Origin of the sequence: Intestinimonas butyriciproducens, assembly GCF_016901775.1 — a bacterium.
GTDB lineage: Bacteria > Bacillota > Clostridia > Oscillospirales > Butyricicoccaceae > Pseudobutyricicoccus.
In genome coordinates, this window is the sequence record NZ_JACJKW010000012.1 from 40,878 (window position 1) to 57,460 (window position 16,583).

Consider the following 16,583-nt stretch of genomic DNA (forward strand, 5'->3'; position numbering starts at 1 on the left):
ATGGAAAAGGAAGACAAGCGCTTCGCCCTGCTCATCGACGGGGAGAATGTGTCGGCCAAATATATCAAAGGCATTTTAGAGGAACTTTCCAACGAAGGGGTCATTACCTACAAGCGGATCTATGGGGACTGGACCAGTGCCAATATGCAGAGGTGGAAGGATGTGCTGCTGGAAAATTCCGTGACGCCCATCCAGCAATACAGCTACACCACCGGCAAAAATGCCACCGACTCCGCCATGATCATCGACGCCATGGATATTCTCTATGCCGGCAATGTGGAGGGGTTCTGTCTCGCCTCCAGCGACAGCGATTTTACCCGCCTGGCTTCCCGTCTGCGGGAAGCGGGAAAGATCGTGGTGGGCATGGGAGAGAGGAAAACCCCCTCCCCTTTTATCGCGGCCTGTAATAAATTCAAATACCTGGAAGTTCTGCAAAATCCTGAACCGGAGGCTCCCGAGTGCCCTGAGCGGAAAGAGGTCATGGAAAATGATTCCGCCGCAGGGGGCCAGAATGCCGCCCGCACTTCTCTGCGGGAGATCCGCCGGGCAGTGCGCACCATCATCGACGACAGCAGTGAGGACGACGATCAGTGGGTGCCTCTGAGCATTGTGGGAGACACCCTGATCAAGCGTTTCCCTGAGTTCGATGTGCGTAACTACGGCCACCGGAAGCTGACTGCCTTTGTCAAGGCTTTGGATGCCTTCGAGGTGCGGGAAGTACCCAGCCCCATGGACAGAAACACCAAGAAGATCTATGTGCGCACCCGCCCGGGCAACCGGAACCGGCGGGGGAAATGAGCAAAGGAGAGAAAGAAAAATGGATTACAAGGCACTCAATGGAATCTGTGAGGAATATGCCCGGAAGGCGGTGGAATGGCGCCGGGATCTGCACCGGTACCCGGAACCGGCCTGGACAGAGTTCCGCACCACTGCTTTTCTGGCCAAGACGCTGGAAGAAGCAGGGGTCCCTGTGCTCATGGGCAAGCAGGTGGTCTGCCCGGAATATGCCATGGGCTATCCGGAAGAAAGGGTGATCAAGGCCGCCATGGAGCGGGCGGTGGAGCAGGGGGCCGACCCCTCTTATGTGCAGCGCACGGAGGGCTATACCGGCCTGTGCGCCGTGATCGACACCGGCCGGGAAGGGCCGGTGGTGGCCATCCGCATGGACATTGACAGCAACGATGTGGAAGAAAACCGCACCGATGCCCATCGTCCTCAGAAAGAGGGCTTTGCCTCCTGCAACCCAGGGGCCATGCACGCCTGCGGCCACGACGGCCATGCGGTCATCGGACTGATCACCGCCCTGTCCCTTTACCGTATCCGCCAGCAGCTGCAGGGCAAGGTGAAGGTGATTTTCCAGCCGGCGGAAGAAGGGGTGCGGGGAGCCCTTTCGGTGTGCAAGTCGGGCATTCTGGACGATGTGGACTTTGTGCTGGGGGGACACATCGCCGAGACCTCGGACGGTTCCTTGCAGGTGTGCACCAACACCGGCGGTTATCTGGCCACCGACAAATTCGATGTGACCTTCAAAGGAGAGGCTTCCCACGCCGGCGGATCGCCGGAAAAGGGCCGCAACGCCCTGTTGGCGGCGGCGCTGGCCACCCTGGGAATGCAGACTCAGGTGCAGGACGGCCGGGGCATGGGCCGGTGCAATGTGGGCCTGCTGACGGCGGGCACCGGGCGGAATGTGATCCCCGCCCAGGCCACCCTGAAAGCCGAGACCCGGGGATCCACCAGCGAAATCGCCCAGGACATCTACCGCCATGCCATGGACAGCATCGAAGGGGCGGCCAGGATGTATGGCTGCACCTATGAAGTGACCAAGATGGGTGGTGCAGCCAGCGCCCAGTCCGACGAGAGCCTGCGCCAGGTGGTGGAGCAGGTGGTGCGGGACAGCCTGGGGATGGAGCCGGATACCCTTCGCCAGGATCTGGGTGGATCGGAGGACTTCACCTATATGATGCGTACCGTGCAGGAACATGGGGGCAAGGCCATGCATATGTTCCTGGGCACCCGCCGCTGGGGCTCGGCCCACAACGAGTGGTTTGATTTTGGAGAAGATGTGCTGGTGTTCAGCGCCAAGATCTTTGCCAGCTGCGCTTTGCGCCTGGCCGGACGGACAGAATGAAAAATATTCCAGACTGTTGAAAAACCTGCATAGGGAAAAAGGATTTTGCCCTATCCCTATGAATTTGCAAAAAGCTGCGACCTGTGCGCGGCTTTTTGCACCGATCAAGGGACAAGTGTGCGCCGCAGGCGTGCATGCAGCCCCTTGCAAAAACTCGAAAAAGTGGCCTTTGGCCACTTTTTCGACACGCTCAATCCCCCATCTCTCCTGGAGAGATGGGGGATTGTTGTCTGGAATGGGTTACTTGGACCACAACGGAGCGGTGAAAAAGGCGGCGAAGAACAGGAAAAACAATGCAAAGCTGACATACCGTTTTTTCAGGGCAAAATACAGAAGGGTAAAGACGGCCCACAGCCCCAGGAGGATGCACACAAGGATGGTGAGTGGGGTGAACTGTTTTTCTCCCGAGGGCAGAAGCCCACCTATCGCCAAAAACAGCACCACATTGGCAAGGGAGGAAAACCGGCCCAGATTTTTCTGGTTGATTTGCTCTTTCCATTTGGACAGCATATCCATTCTCCTTTCACAACAGGTTCGCCGCTCCCAGCACCCGCCGAAGAAGGATGTCAGTGTCCTCCGGCCATAGAATAAGGGCGGGACAGGGAGCCTGGGCGATCTTTTGCAGATGGGAACACAGGGAGTTGGGTTCTTCCTCCCCGGCGGTGTCATAGCAGGCGGCCCATTCCAGAAATTCCTGGGTCAGCTGGTGGTGAGGGTGCCGGGGGTCTTCCCACTGGCCATAGCGCAGGGTTTCCCTTTGGCGCAGCCGCTCCATCCGTTCCTTTTCCGGGCAGCGGAGCAGCACCAGCAGGTCGGGGGTAAAGGGCGGGGCAGGAAACCAGCGGGTCACATCCCCGTCCAGAATAAAGGAGGGAAACCGCCGGAGATCGGTGAGAAGCATCCGCCGCCGCTCTTCCACCGGGCGGGGAATGTCAAACTTCTCATCGGGCCACAGATAGTGGTCGCTTTGCAGATGGGGCAGACCGGTTTTTTGGGCCAGGGCTTTGGCCAGGGTACTTTTCCCTGCCCCGGAGGCCCCCAGAAGCTGAAGGATCATGGTGTTTCCCCCTTTCCGTTGCAATTTGGATAGGGATATTTTATCATAAGGCCAGGAAAGGAACAAGGAGGGGTGCAGATGGACGGCATGGAAAAAATCAAGGAAATACTGGAAAGCTGGAGCGGGGGCTGGGGCATCATAGAAGCACAGCCGGTGCTTCGGTACATGGGGGAGGAAAACCAAAAGAAGGCGTTGGAGCAGGTGCCGGGTCTTTCCGCTCTTCTGTGCTGCGTTCTGCCCTATTACGCCGGGGAAGAAGAGGGGAACCTGTCCCTGTATGCCCGGGGGGAAGACTATCACCAGGTGGCGGGGCGTTATCTGGAAGAAAGCTGCAAGCAGCTGGAGGAGCTGTTTCCCGGCCATACATTCCGGGGCTATGCAGATATCTCTCCCTATCCCGAGGTCTATGCCTGTGCCCGGGCCGGACTGGGCAAAATCGGACAAAACGGCCTGCTGATCACCCCCCGGTGGGGAAGCTATGTGTTTTGCTGCATTATCGCCTGTGATCTGCCCTTTACAGGGGGAAAGGAGCCGGAGCCTTGCCGGGGCTGCGGCCTGTGCCGGGCCTCCTGCCCCGGTGGTGCTTTGACGGAAGAGGGAAAGCTCATGGAGAGCCGGTGCCTTTCTGCCCTCACCCAAAGCCGGGGAGAGCTGACACCCTGGCAGGAAGATCTGATCGCCCACAGCAAGCGGGTGTGGGGCTGCGACATCTGCCAACAGGTGTGCCCGGAAAACAAAGGAGTAAAAACCAGCTATATTGCAGAATTTACAGAGAATATTACGAGAAGTATAGAAAAACAAGATCTGGAGGGGCTTTCTGACCGGGCTTTCCGGAAAAAATATGCCGGGAAGGCCTTCTCTTTCCGGGGGATCAAGCCCCTGAAGCGGAATCTGGAACTAAAGGAAAAGAAGGAATAATCCCCTCTCAGGGAGCGAAACTAATGCCAAAGCCTGAAAACAAAATCCAGCCCCCAGCCGAGGGAGCAAAGGGCGTGGAAAAAGGAGGAAGCCATGGAGGTTTGGCATTTGATGAGTTCCGGCGCGGTGACGGTGGGGCCGGAGGACACGGTGGCCAGGGCTGCCCGGCTGATGGAGCGTCACGGCGTGGGGGCCTTGCCGGTGTGCGATGGGGATGGAAGGGTCAGGGGCATTCTCACCGACCGGGATGTGGCGGTGCGGTGTGTGGCTCTGGGAGAAAGGCCGGAGGAAACCCCGGTGGCAGAGATTATGTCCCGCCATGTGCTCACCATTCCGCCGGGGGCCGACGCCCGTCAGGCCGCCCAGTTCATGGCCCAGGGGCAGGTGCGCCGTCTGCCGGTGGTGGAGGATGGCATTTTGCAGGGGGTGATCTCCCTGGGGGATGTGGCCAGATGCCGGGCCTGTCATCTGGAGACCCTGCGGGCCTTGGAAGAGATCTGCCGGGAGGGAGCGCCGGGGGAAGGCTGAAGCACTTAAAAAGCCGGAAAAAGCAGAATCATTTTGACACCCGCCTGGAAGGGGTGCTATACTGAATCCATATATCTTTTCCCTTTGGGAAAAAAGTAGGATTCGGCATCACCGGGGCGGTTTTTTTCGCCCTTTCAGAAAAAGGATGGATGATACAATGATCGAAACAGTGACAACGGCTACTCTGGCCGAATACGAAGAGTTTATCAAAGGGCATCCCAAGGGCCATTTTCTCCAGTCCTCCAAATGGGGACGGCTGAAGGACAGCTGGAAGTGGGAAGCCATCGTCAGCCGGGATGGAGAAGGCAAGATCCGGGGAAGTCTGGCGGTGCTCATCCGCAAGGTGCCCGCCGCACCCTATACCCTGATGTACGCCGGCCGCGGCCCGGTGTGCGACAGCCACGACAAGGAGACTCTGGCTGAGCTGACCCAGGGGGCCAAAGAGCTGGCGAAAAAATACCATGCCTATTCTCTTATGATGGACCCGGACATCAAAAGCGAGGACAAGGAGTTCATCTCCATCATGAAGGATCTGGGCTACAAACACAAAGAGAGCGGCAAGAATTTTGAAGGGGTGCAGCCCAACTATGTGTTCCGCCTGGATGTGGCGGGCAAAACCCTGGATGAGCTGATGGCTGCTTTCCACCAGAAGACCCGCTACAACATCCGTCTGGCCGGACGGAAAGGGGTGGAGGTCATCTGCTGCAATGAGGAGCAGGTGAAGGAAATGCTGCCCCACTTTGCCCGGATCATGGAAGAGACCGGTCAGCGGGACGGCTTTATCACAAGACCCCAGGGCTATTTTGAAAAGCTGCTGCGGGAGATGGGAGAGGACGCCCGGCTCTATATGGCCCTTTATAACGACAAGCCGGTGGCCGGCACCCTGGCCATCCACTTCGGCAACAAGGTCTGGTATCTCTACGGCGCTTCCTCCAACCAGTACCGGAATGTGATGCCCAACTATCTGCTCCAGTGGAACATGATCCAGTGGGCTGTGGAAGAAGGCTGTGAGGTATACGATTTCCGGGGCGTCTCCGGAGATCTCACCCCGGAAAACCCCCTCTATGGCCTGTATCTGTTCAAAAAGGGCTTCAGCGGAGAACTGGTGGAGTTCTGCGGGGAGCTGGAATACATCTATAAGCCTGTGGTCAATCTGGCGGTGGGCGCCGGAATGAAAATGGTGCGCACTCTGCGCCACGCCGCCTATGTGCGGAAAACCAAAAAGGACAAGCCCCAGGAAAAGGCCAAAGAGACAGAAAAACAGGAAAACAAGTAGCCCTTTGGGAAGGGGATAACAGATGAAACGGCTTGTGATCGAAGAAGAGAAGATCATACACAATCTGGAGGTCATCGGGGAAAAATCCGGCGGAACCCCGCTGATCGCCGTGCTCAAGGCCAACGCCTATGGCCTGGGGATGCTCCCCATGGCCGATCTGCTCCGTCGCCAGGGGGTCAAGCGCTTCGCCGTCACCGAGCCGGAGGATGCGGTGGCGCTGCGGGACGGAGGTTTTCTGGAGGAAGAAATTCTCATGCTCCGCTCCACCGCCGTCAAAGAGGATATTGAGAAGATTTTGTCCTCCACCGCCACGGCGGCCATCGGCTCCTATGATGCGGCTGTGGCGCTCAACGGCATGGCGGAAGAAGCGGGAATGGTGGCCGATGTCCATGTGGAGATCGACACCGGCATGGGCCGCTACGGTTTTGAGCCGTCGGAACTGGAACGGGTGCTTTCGGTATTCCGTTTTATGGGAAATCTCCATGTCACCGGCATGTTCACCCATTTCCCTTCGGCCTTTGCCAGTCCTAAGGCCACCAGGGCCCAATATGACAAACTGGTGGAAATGGCGGCCAAGGTGCGCCAGGCGGGTTTTGACCCGGGAATGCTTCACGCCGCCAACAGCGCCGCCTTGTTCCGCTGCGACCTGCCCTCTCTGGACGGGGTGCGCATCGGTTCGGCCATTGGCGGCCGCACCACAGCCAAGGGAGACACCGGGCTGCAGAAGACCGGACGGCTGGAAAGCCAGGTGGCCGAAGTCCGTTGGCTTCCGGCGGGCCACGGGGTTGGTTATGGCCCGGCCTTCGTCACAAAGCGCCCCACCAAAATCGCCGTCATTCCGGTGGGCTACGCCGATGGATTCATGGTGGAAAAAGGACGGGACGCCTTCCGTTTCCGGGACAGCCTGCGCTATGCACTGGGAGATATGATGAAATGGCTGCGGCGGAAAAAATTCTATGTGACGGTGGGCTCTCGCCGGGTGCGGGTGCTGGGGCATGTGGGGCTCAACCACACCACAGTGGATGTGACCGACATCGACTGCCAGCCGGGAGAAATCGCTTTGTTCGATGTATCCCCCATGTTTGTGCCCCCTTCCATTCCCCGGGTCTACCGGTGAGGAAAAGGGTGTTTGTTCACGAAATATCCATTGAATCTTTTTTCCAGATGGAGTATAATAAGGACAATCCAAAGGGGGGTCCCCCCAGTATTTTCAATAAAAACCACCAAGGAGGCGGCTACATATGAAAATGATTATTGCGATCCTCAATTCGGATGATGCTTCCACTGTCATGCATAATCTGATGAAGGAAGGCTATCAGATCACAAAACTGTCCACCACCGGCGGCTTTCTCCGGGCTGGCAATGTGACGGTGCTCATCGGCGTGGAGGATGACAAGCTGGAGCACTGCCTGGAGATCATCGGCAAATACTCCAAGAGCCGCAAGCAGCTCATTCCCAGCAGCGCCGAAGCCGGCATCAGCTTCTATCCTTCCATGCCTGTGGAAGTGGTTGTGGGCGGCGCCACCATCTTCGTGCTGGATGTGGAACAGTTCAAGAAAGTCTGATCGAGTATGCGTCTTGCGCATTTGTTGGGGAACGAGCGTCTCAAAGAGGCGCTCGCTCCCCTTTTCAAAGAGGATTTTCCTCAGTCTGTGATTCTGGAAGGGGCGGAGGGCCTGGGCAAGCGCACCGCCGCCTTTTCTATGGCCCAGGCCCTGATGTGCCGGGAGAAGGACGGGCCTTGCGGTCAGTGCGGACCCTGCGTGCGCATGAAGGCCGGTTCCCATCCGGATTACCAGCTGTTCAATCCCGAGGGTGGGATGATCAAAGTGGACGATGTGCGGGAGATCCGCCGTCTGTCCTTCATCCGTCCCAGCGAAAGCAGCCGGAAGATCTTTGTGCTCAATGACAGCGGCAGAATGAATCCCCAGGCCCAGAATGCCTTGCTCAAAGTTCTGGAAGAGCCCAGGGAGACGGTGTTCATCCTGCTGTGCCGCCAGGCCGGAGAGCTTTTGGAAACGGTGCGCTCCCGGTGTGTTCGCTATGCTCTGGATCCGCTGCCCCAGGCGATGGTGGAGGAAGAACTGGAAAAACGGCAGCCGGAAAAAGGTCCGGCGGCAAGACGACGGGCAGCAGAACGCTGCGGCGGCTCTCTGGGCCGGGCTCTTCAGCTGCTGGAGGGAGAAGAAAGCAAAGGCTGCGCCGCGGCCCGCCGCTTTTTGAATGCCCTGCCTCAGGGAGAGTGGCAGATGCTGGCGGCCTGTGTGGACGCAGGAAGCCTGAGCCGGGAGGAATTTGCCATTTTCTGCGATGAAGTCTGCGTGGGGCTGTGGCATCTGGCCCGGGAAAAGGGCGGAGAAGAGTGGATTCTGTCCCTGTATGATTATGTGCGGGGCCTTTCGGCCCGCGCCCAATGGAACGCTTCGGTGTCCGCCATGAGCGGGGGACTGGCTGCCACTTGCGGCCAGCTGCTCTTTGCCGGGCCCCAAGGGAGGAAATATGACGGAAGTTATCGGAGTTCGTTTTAAAAAAGTGGGGAAAGTCTATGACTTTGACCCGGTGAACCTGAAAGTGGACAAGGACAGTTATGTGATCGTGGAAACCGCCCGCGGGGTGGAATACGGTCAGGTGGCCACTCCCAACCACGAGGTGGAGGACGATCAGATCGTAAGGCCCCTGCGCCGGGTGCTCAGGGCCGCCACCGATGAGGACAAAAAGACGGTGGAGGAAAACCAGCGTCTGGAAAAAGAGGCCTTTACCATCTGTGAAAAAAAGATCCGGGCCCACCAGCTGGAAATGAAGCTGGTGGAGGTGGAATACACCTTTGACCGGGGAAAGATCCTCTTCTATTTCACCGCCGATGGCCGGGTGGATTTCCGGGAGCTGGTGAAAGACCTGGCATCGGTGTTCCGTACCCGCATCGAGCTGCGGCAGATCGGCGTGCGGGACGAAGCCAAGATGCTGGGAGGACTGGGGGTGTGCGGCTGCCCGTTGTGCTGCGCCACCTTCCTGGACGATTTTGCGCCAGTGTCCATCAACATGGCCAAGGATCAGGGCTTGTCCCTCAATCCTTCCAAGATCTCCGGCAGCTGCGGCCGGCTGATGTGCTGCCTGAAATATGAAAATGAGGCCTATCAGGACCTGCTGCGCACCACGCCGCCGGTGGATTCCCTGGTGGAGACCCCCAACGGTCAGGGTGTGGTCACCGAGATCAGCCTGCTGCGGGGATTCTGCAAGGTCCGTCTGGAAGACAGCAACGAGCCTCCCCGGCTTTACCGGAAAGATGAGCTGACCGTGCTGCGCCCCGGACGCATCCGGGCCCGCCGGTCAAAAAGCAAATCGGCCGACCATGGCGAGAGTTCCGCCAAGGCGCAGGAAGCGGCTCACAAGCCGGAGCCGGCGCCCCAGAAGGCGGAGACCCTTCTTGCTCCCAAGGGGGAGGAGGAACGGGGAGAAAACCGGGGGAAAAACCAGCGTCCTCCCTCCCGCCGTCCCCGGGAAAACCGGGAGAACAAGGAGAAGCGGGAAAACCGCAATCGTGAAAACCGGGAAGGCCGGGAAAACGGTGAAAATCGGGAAAACCGCAGCCGTCCGCCCCGCCGCTATCCTCCCCGCCGTCCGCGAAAGACCGGGGAAGGAAAGCCGGAAGGCAAAAGTGAAGAGTGATCCCCAGCGCCCCGGTGAGATGCCGGGGCGTTTTTCCGTGGATCAGGCATAGAAAGTGGGACAGGGGCATAGGCATAAAGCAGAATGAGGAATATGCGGAGGTGCTTTATGCTGATTTTCACCACCAAGCTGAACAAAAAGAAGCTGCTCGCCCTGGTGATCGGGTTTTTCATCCTGGCAGGAGCGGTGATTTTGCTGTGGCCCCACAAGGAAGAGGGAACTCCTGTTTCCAGCATGGGAAGTCTGGAAGGGGCGGGGAACTATCTCCAGTCTCTGGGGTATGAGCTGGAAAAAGAGCCGGTGCGCCAGGAGGACATCACTTTGCCGGAAACATTTGATTCGGTCTATGAGGAATACAACAGCCTGCAAAAAGAGTGCGGCTTTGACCTTTCCCCCTACAAAGGGAAGAATCTCAAGCTGTATACCTATCGCCTGACAAACTACCCCGGGGAGCCGGAGGCCATGGCCGATGTGCTTGTGAAAGGGGAGAAAGTGGTGGGCGGGTCGGTATATTCCGCTGCTCTGGACGGTTTCATGCACGGGCTGCGCCCGGTGTCAGAAGGGGGAAACAGCTCTTCCAATCGGTGAAAATGGGAGCGGGCTTATGGCCTGCTTCCACTTTTTTGGCCGTATTTTCTCTTCCAAATGACGGAAAGAAAACAGATGGAGAAAAGTTCTATAAAATATTTTGCAAATAATTGTTGAAATTCATAGAAAAATACATTAAAATAGACATAGTGCTTTCTCGCAATTTATTGAAATTAGACAAAGGGTGGTTTTGATGGCAGCACGCTTGTTTCAGAGCATCTTGCTGGAAGTGAAGGACAATGTGGATTTTATCCTCGGAGTGGTGGACAACACCGGTGTGATCACCGCCTGCACTGAACTGAAATTTATCGGCGAAAGCATCGAAGCCGCCGTAGAATTTTTCAAAATGGGCCTGGAAGAAGGCCAGGTGGGCGGCTATACTTTCCATATGATCGGCGGGTATGAAGCCGGGGCCGAAAATGCCGTTTTTGCCGGCAGCATCGGAGAGCGGGCCACTTTGGTGTGCGCCCTCACTGCGGTGGCCATCAAAAACAGCAAGACCCAGTACGATGAAAAGCATGACAAAGTGACCTTTATCAAAAAGATCATTCTGGACAACATCCTCCCCGGCGACATCTACATCAAGTCCCGGGAGATGCATTTCGTCAGCGACTGCAAGCGGGTGGCTTACAGCGTGCGCATGGAGGACCGGCAGGATGCCGCCGTCATGGAAGCACTGGTCAAGCTCTTCCCCGACCGGCAGAAGGATTTCGTCATCACCATCAGTGAAAGCGAAATCGCTTTGATCAAAGAGCTGAAAAACGGCGATGCCCGGGAGGTATCCCGCATTGCCGAACAGATGGACAAGGCTCTGGACGAAGAGGTGGGCATTCCCCATGTGATCGGCATCGGCTCGGTGGTGGGCCAGCTGAAAGACATCGCCCGCTCTTTCAAGGAAGCCCAGATCGCTGTGGATGTGGGCCATGTGTTCAATGAGGACAAGACGGTGATGAACTTTGAAAACCTGGGCATTGGCCGTCTGATCTACCAGCTCCCCACCACCTTGTGCGAAATGTTCTTGTCCGAAGTCTTTAAAAAAGGCTCCATCGACTCTCTGGATGAGGAAACACTGTTCACCATCCAGAAGTTCTTTGAAAACAATCTGAATGTCTCCGAAACCTCCCGGAAGCTGTTTGTCCACCGGAATACCCTGGTTTACCGGCTGGAAAAGATCAAGAAGCTCACCGGGCTGGATCTGCGGGAGTTTGACAATGCCATCGTGCTCAAAGTGGCTCTGATGGTCAAACAGTACCTCCGCTCCCGGGAGACCATGGCGTAAAAAAATCACAGGGACCGCTTTGCCCTCCTTCCTCTCCAGTGAGGGAAGGAGGGCGAGACGGCCCTTGTCCTTATGCTGCCCAAAATGGGGCAAAAGAAAGAAGGGAGCGGCGGCCGGACCATGATTAAGTTAGTGGATGCTTACAAGACCTATGACAACGGCACCAAAGCCCTGAACGGTGTGAATCTGGAGATAGCAGACGGGGAATTTGCCTTTATTGTGGGTCCTTCGGGCTCGGGCAAATCCACCATGATGAAGCTGCTCATCGGGGAGATCCGTCCCACCAGCGGCAAGGTGTATGTAAACGATTTTGACCTGACCACCATCAAGAACCGGCAGCTGCCTTATATGCGCCGGACGGTGGGCGTGGTTTTTCAGGATTTTCGTCTGATCGATAAAAAGACGGTGTTTGAAAATGTGGCTTTTGTGATGCGGGCGGTGGGCACTCCTCCCCGGATCATCAAAAAGCGGGTGCCCTATGTGCTGGATCTGGTGGGCGTGCTCCACAAGGCCCGGCGCCATCCCGATGAGCTGTCCGGCGGTGAACAGCAGAGAGTGGCCATCGCCCGGGCTTTGGTGAATAACCCCAGTGTGATCATCGCCGACGAGCCTACGGGAAACCTGGACCCGGCCCGTTCCCTGGAGCTTATGACTCTCCTGGGCAAGATCAACGCTCTGGGTACCACTGTGCTGGTGGTCACCCATGAGAAAGAACTGGTCAATCAGTTTGGCAAGCGGGTCATCAGCATTGACAGGGGCCAGGTAGTGGGTGACCACACCGGCGGTTATTACGACGATTTGGAGAAAAGCGGGTATCGAATTGATGAAGCGTTTTAATCTGAAATACTATCTGAAGGAAGGCATCAGCAACTTCTTTTCCCATCGGCTGATGTCGGTGGCGGCCATCACGGTCATTGCCGCCTGCCTGCTCATCACTTCCAGTTTCAGCCTGGTGGCCTATAATCTGGGCATCCAGGTGGCCGATCTGGAAACCCAGAGCGAGATCATGCTGTGGGTGGATGAGACCTATACCCGTCCCCAGGCCCAGGCCCTGGAACAGGAAATCAAACAGGTGGACAATGTGGACACCGTGGAATTTATCCCCAAGGAAGAGTCTTTGGAAGATTATAAAGAGCAGATGGGGGATGACGCCTACATCCTGGAGGGGCTGGAAAACGACAACCCTCTGCGGGATGGTTACCGGATCGTGATGAAGGATGTGTCCCTTCACCAGGAGACGGTGGACGCCCTGGAGCAGATCGACGGCATTGCCAGCACCACCAGCAAAAAGGAATTTTCCGATAAGCTGGTGAAGATGCGCAGTGTGGTCAACGCCATCAGTTATACTCTGATTGCCATGCTGGGAGCGGTGTCCATCTTTATCATCTCCAATACCGTCAAGCTGGCCATGTTTGCTCGGCGGGAGGAGATCGCCATCATGCGCATGGTGGGCGCCACCAATCACTTTATCCGCTCTCCCTTTATTGTGGAAGGCCTGGTGCTGGGAGAAATTGCAGCTCTTGTGGCCTTTGGCTTGGAATGGCTGATTTATGATTATATCGCAGAGGGCGTGGTGGGCAGCACCGGCCTGATTCAAATGGTGGCCTTTCCCCAGTTTGCCCTGCCTTTGCTGCTGATGATGCTGGCGGCCGGCCTGGTGCTGGGATCGGGAGGCAGTGTGCTCACCATCCGCAAGTTCCTGAAAGTGTAACGGACCAGAAAGGAAGGATAGGAAGATGAAACGAGCCAAGAAAAAGACGATCACCCGGGTGGCGGCCGGTGCCATTGCCGGACTGCTGGCCGGGCTGATGCTCTTCGGCCTTGTGGCCGATCTGTTTTTCCGTGTCAGCGCTTCGGCGGCTTCCCAGAGCGATGTGGACGCTTTGAAAGAGAAGCTGGAAGACCAGGCGGCAGAAAAGGAAAAATTGCAGAATGAACTGGACAGCATTGACACTGAAAAAGCTACCGTGAAGGAGCAGATCGAAGCGCTGGACGCCCAGATCAACAGCACGGAAGAGCAGATCGGGCTGCAGAATGACCTGATCGACAGCCTGGAAGAAATGATTGCCCAGAAGGAAGAAGAGCTGGCCGAGGCTCAGAAAAAAGAAGAAGAACAGTACGAAAAATTCAAGACCCGTGTGCGGGTGATGTATGAACAGGGAGAGACCAGCTATCTGGAAGTGCTGCTTTCTGCCGACGACCTTTCGGATTTCCTGTCCAAATATGAGATCGTCAGCCAGATTGCCGAGTACGATAAAAACCTGTTTGAAGAGCTGAAGGCTCTGAAAGAGGAGATTGCCCAGACCAAGAGTGAGCTGGAAGAGGACCGCCAGCAGGCAGAAAATGTGCGCAAAGAGCTGGAAGTGTCCAAGAGTGAGCTGGATACCCAGCTTGCAAACCGTTCCCAGGCTATGAAGGAGCTGGAAAGCGCCGCAGAAGAAGTGAAGGCCTCCTTTGCAGAGATCGAAGCGGAAGAAGATGCCATCAATGCCCAGATCGACAAGATCGTCAAGGAGATGGAAGAGGAAGCCGAGCGGAAGCGTCAGGAACAGGCGGCTCAGGGCGGCGGTTCCACTTCCACCGGCACCACCCAGGTGGGCGGCTATACCTATCCCCTGCCTTCGGGCTACCGGTATGTCACCAGCAAGTTCGGCTACCGGAACCATCCGGTGACCGGAGTCTATAAGCTCCATACCGGTGTGGATATCTCGGCTCCCAACGGAACGGCCATCTATGCCGCCCAGTCGGGTACCGTCATCATTGCCGGTTACAGCAGCGCCTGGGGTAACTATGTGGTCATCAACCATGGCGGCGGGGTCACCACCCTCTATGCCCATATGAGCAAGATCCTCACCACCAAGGGCGCCACAGTCAGCGCCGGCACACAGATCGGCAAGGTGGGTTCCACCGGCTATTCCACCGGCAACCATCTGCACTTTGAGGTGCGGCAGAATGGCAGCTATCAGGATGCCGGCCGGATTTTAGGTCTGTATTAAGCAGAAATCATCGCAAGGAGAAGCCCCATTCATGAAGAAAAAATTTACCCTGGGTTCCACCCTGATGCTCCTGATGCTGGCGGTGGTGACCACCTTCAATATCACCTTTTATGTGGCTTCGGAGTATTACAATGTCCGTCTGGGCAACTTCGAAGAGATGGAAGGGGAATACCAGCAGCTGAAAGAGGTCTCCCAGCTGGTAGATAAATATTTTGTGGGAGAATACGATAAGCAGGATATGATGGATCAGGCCCTCAAGGGTTATATCCAGGGCACCGGGGATCAGTGGTCCTCCTATCTCACCGAAGAAGAATACAAAGCGGTGATGGAAAAGCGGGAAGGGGTGTATGCCGGCGTAGGCATCACCATTTCCACCGCCACGGAGGGAAGCTATTATGTGATCACTGCGGTCACCGAGGAATCCCCTGCCCAGAAAGCCGGTATCCAGCCTCTGGATCTGCTGGTGGCCGTGGATGGGGAAAGCGCTGCCGAACTGTCCTTTGACGACCTGAGCGACCGGGTCAAAGGGGAGCCGGGCAGCGAAGTCACCCTCACCATTCTGCGGGAAGGGGTGCAGCAGAAATACACCCTTCAGCGGGAAGAAGTGCAGACCCCTGGGGTCAAAGCCCAGATGCTGGAGGGAAACATCGGCCTGCTGCGCATCGAGTCCTTCTCCAAGAATGTGGATCAGGAGTTTTCCCAGAAGCTTCAGCAGCTGCTGGATGACGGAGCCCAGGCTCTGGTGTTTGATGTGCGTTTCAATCCCGGCGGATTTGTGGATGTGCTGGTGAATATGCTGGATGAGCTTCTGCCCAAGGGCACTGTCATCAGCATCACCGACAAGGCCGGAGAAAGCACCACCTATTCTTCGGATGAGGAATGCGTCAAGCTGCCCATGGCGGTGCTGTGCAACGAATATTCCATCAGTGCTGCGGAGTTTTTTGCCGCCAGTTTGCAGGAATACGGCGCGGCCACAGTGGTGGGTGAGCACACCCTGGGCAAGGGTTATGCCCAGACCATGATCCCCCTCACCGGAGGCGGAGCCCTCAACCTGTCCACCAGCCGGTATTACACCGCCAAAGGCGTCAGCCTGGCCGGTGTGGGCATTACACCGGATGTGGAGTCTTCCCTCAGCGAGGACAAGCTCAATAGGTTCTATACCCTTCAGCCGGAAGAGGACGATCAGCTGCAAAAAGCGCTGGAAGTGCTCCGGCAGCAGATGAGCGAAAACTAAATGAAGAAATGGAAACGGGCGGCCGGAAGGCCGCCCGTTTTGCTGCACCGGACATAGCCGCCCCTTTTGAAACATAGGTATAGTGAAAAAGGGGAGAATGATCGATGATTGCATATTTTGAAACGGTAGACACAGGAAAAAAGCGAGGCCTTTTTTGGAAAAAGCACCTGGAGACCCAGTTGCTGCCAGTGGGAAGGGCTTCTTTTCTTACCGCTTGTCTGGCCGTGCCCCAGGGGATGGGAAAGAGAAAGGTGGAAAAACAGGTGGAGTGGGCCATGGGGCAGCTGAAAAAAAGGGGCGTCCACCGGCTGGCCATAGAAGAGCAGTGGCGGCGCAAAGCACTGGAAATGGGAATGCTGACGGTGAAAGAAGGGACGGCCTGGCGGCAGGGAGCCGGGCAGGGGGCCTTGTGGGTCCTCCGCAGCCGGGGCATCCCGCTGGAACAGGCTTTTTGCCGTCTGGAGGCCCAGCGTTGTGATCGGGATGTGGTGCGCTGCGCCAGAATATTGGGTGGGAAGGTGCGGTATCTGTCGGTGAGCATCAAGGTGGGACAGCAAAAGCTGGAGGAAGCACTGTATGAACAGTTCGGTATTGCCCCCCAGCAGAGCGCCCCGCCGGAATACCCCTGTCTGCGCATCCGTTTTCCCCAGCCGGGAGAAAGGGCAGAGCGGGGAGAGGATCTGCTGATGCTGTCCGACGGCGGCTGGCCGGGAATGGAGTTTGCACCTCCCCAGTGGGCCATGGAGCAAAAACCGCCCCGGATGGGGGATACTTTGTATGCCGCCATGCTGCTGGAAAGCGGTCTGTGCCGCCCGGAAGATCTGGGAGTGAAAGGAAAAGAAACAAAGGGAGAAGAAGGGGAAAAACAGGATGATTTCTCCCAGCCAGGGGAAAACCACGCTTGACACATGGG

At 56.9% G+C, this 16,583-nt stretch carries 17 protein-coding genes and 1 pseudogene; 16 read left to right on the plus strand and 2 right to left on the minus strand.

Translation table 11 applies throughout. The annotated features are described in order from the left end of the window. Together H6A25_RS07695 and H6A25_RS07700 are read left to right on the plus strand one after the other, a co-directional pair. Nucleotides 1-798, plus strand: coding sequence for an NYN domain-containing protein (locus H6A25_RS07695; RefSeq protein ID WP_204751387.1), 798 nt, complete (start codon nt 1-3; stop codon nt 796-798). A 19-nt stretch (nt 799-817) separates the two neighbouring features. Then, nucleotides 818-2,128 carry an amidohydrolase gene (locus H6A25_RS07700; RefSeq protein WP_204751388.1) on the plus strand — a complete coding sequence of 437 codons (1,311 nt, stop codon included), beginning with the start codon at nt 818-820 and terminating at the stop codon, nt 2,126-2,128. 240 nt (nt 2,129-2,368) lie between these two features. On the opposite strand, the gene H6A25_RS07705 is transcribed toward H6A25_RS07700, so the two are convergent. Continuing rightward, nucleotides 2,369-2,638, minus strand: a complete 270-nt coding sequence (locus tag H6A25_RS07705; protein WP_204751389.1) for a hypothetical protein — start codon at nt 2,636-2,638, stop codon at nt 2,369-2,371. Nucleotides 2,639-2,651: 13 nt separating this feature from the next. Continuing rightward, the gene (locus H6A25_RS07710; protein WP_204751390.1) at nt 2,652-3,185 is read right to left on the minus strand and encodes an AAA family ATPase; all 534 of its coding nucleotides are present in this window, start codon (nt 3,183-3,185) and stop codon (nt 2,652-2,654) included. Between the two features lie 78 nt (nt 3,186-3,263). On the opposite strand from H6A25_RS07710, the gene H6A25_RS07715 reads away from it, so the two are divergent. From H6A25_RS07715 to H6A25_RS07780, 14 genes and pseudogenes are all read left to right on the plus strand, one after another. After that, nucleotides 3,264-4,103 carry an epoxyqueuosine reductase gene (locus H6A25_RS07715; RefSeq protein WP_204751391.1) on the plus strand — a complete coding sequence of 280 codons (840 nt, stop codon included), beginning with the start codon at nt 3,264-3,266 and terminating at the stop codon, nt 4,101-4,103. A gap of 93 nt (nt 4,104-4,196) precedes the next feature. Further along, on the plus strand, nt 4,197-4,631 hold the full coding sequence (locus H6A25_RS07720) for a CBS domain-containing protein (protein ID WP_204751392.1): 435 nt from the start codon (nt 4,197-4,199) through the stop codon (nt 4,629-4,631). A 157-nt stretch (nt 4,632-4,788) separates the two neighbouring features. Continuing rightward, the gene (locus H6A25_RS07725) at nt 4,789-5,907 is read left to right on the plus strand and encodes a lipid II:glycine glycyltransferase FemX (RefSeq protein WP_204751393.1); all 1,119 of its coding nucleotides are present in this window, start codon (nt 4,789-4,791) and stop codon (nt 5,905-5,907) included. Nucleotides 5,908-5,929: 22 nt separating this feature from the next. Next, the gene (gene alr, locus H6A25_RS07730) at nt 5,930-7,024 is read left to right on the plus strand and encodes an alanine racemase (protein ID WP_204751394.1); all 1,095 of its coding nucleotides are present in this window, start codon (nt 5,930-5,932) and stop codon (nt 7,022-7,024) included. A gap of 124 nt (nt 7,025-7,148) precedes the next feature. Continuing rightward, complete coding sequence (locus tag H6A25_RS07735) at nt 7,149-7,472, plus strand: cyclic-di-AMP receptor (RefSeq protein ID WP_118427044.1); 324 nt, start codon at nt 7,149-7,151, stop codon at nt 7,470-7,472. Nucleotides 7,473-7,478: 6 nt separating this feature from the next. Next, nucleotides 7,479-8,435 (plus strand): hypothetical protein, encoded by a 957-nt coding sequence (locus tag H6A25_RS07740; protein ID WP_275951892.1) that lies wholly within the window; start codon nt 7,479-7,481, stop codon nt 8,433-8,435. Further along, a pseudogene (locus H6A25_RS12780) lies at nt 8,407-9,225 on the plus strand (PSP1 domain-containing protein); the annotation flags it as partial. The gene H6A25_RS07740 and the pseudogene H6A25_RS12780, both read left to right, overlap by 29 nt. Before the next feature lie 456 nt (nt 9,226-9,681). Then, nucleotides 9,682-10,161, plus strand: coding sequence for a DUF4830 domain-containing protein (locus tag H6A25_RS07750; protein ID WP_204751397.1), 480 nt, complete (start codon nt 9,682-9,684; stop codon nt 10,159-10,161). Nucleotides 10,162-10,354: 193 nt separating this feature from the next. Next, nucleotides 10,355-11,440, plus strand: a complete 1,086-nt coding sequence (locus tag H6A25_RS07755; RefSeq protein WP_204751398.1) for a PucR family transcriptional regulator — start codon at nt 10,355-10,357, stop codon at nt 11,438-11,440. A gap of 120 nt (nt 11,441-11,560) precedes the next feature. Then, nucleotides 11,561-12,277 (plus strand): cell division ATP-binding protein FtsE, encoded by a 717-nt coding sequence (gene ftsE, locus H6A25_RS07760; RefSeq protein ID WP_204751399.1) that lies wholly within the window; start codon nt 11,561-11,563, stop codon nt 12,275-12,277. After that, a complete protein-coding gene (gene ftsX, locus H6A25_RS07765) occupies nt 12,264-13,151 on the plus strand; it encodes a permease-like cell division protein FtsX (protein ID WP_243423286.1) in 888 nt (295 codons plus the stop codon). The genes ftsE and ftsX overlap by 14 nt, the downstream gene beginning before the upstream one ends. A gap of 25 nt (nt 13,152-13,176) precedes the next feature. Beyond that, complete coding sequence (locus H6A25_RS07770; RefSeq protein ID WP_204751401.1) at nt 13,177-14,436, plus strand: murein hydrolase activator EnvC family protein; 1,260 nt, start codon at nt 13,177-13,179, stop codon at nt 14,434-14,436. A gap of 31 nt (nt 14,437-14,467) precedes the next feature. After that, the gene (locus H6A25_RS07775) at nt 14,468-15,670 is read left to right on the plus strand and encodes a S41 family peptidase (RefSeq protein ID WP_204751402.1); all 1,203 of its coding nucleotides are present in this window, start codon (nt 14,468-14,470) and stop codon (nt 15,668-15,670) included. Between the two features lie 104 nt (nt 15,671-15,774). Continuing rightward, entirely contained in the window at nt 15,775-16,575 is an 801-nt protein-coding gene (locus H6A25_RS07780) for a hypothetical protein (RefSeq protein WP_204751403.1), read from the plus strand. Nucleotides 16,576-16,583 lie beyond the last annotated feature (8 nt).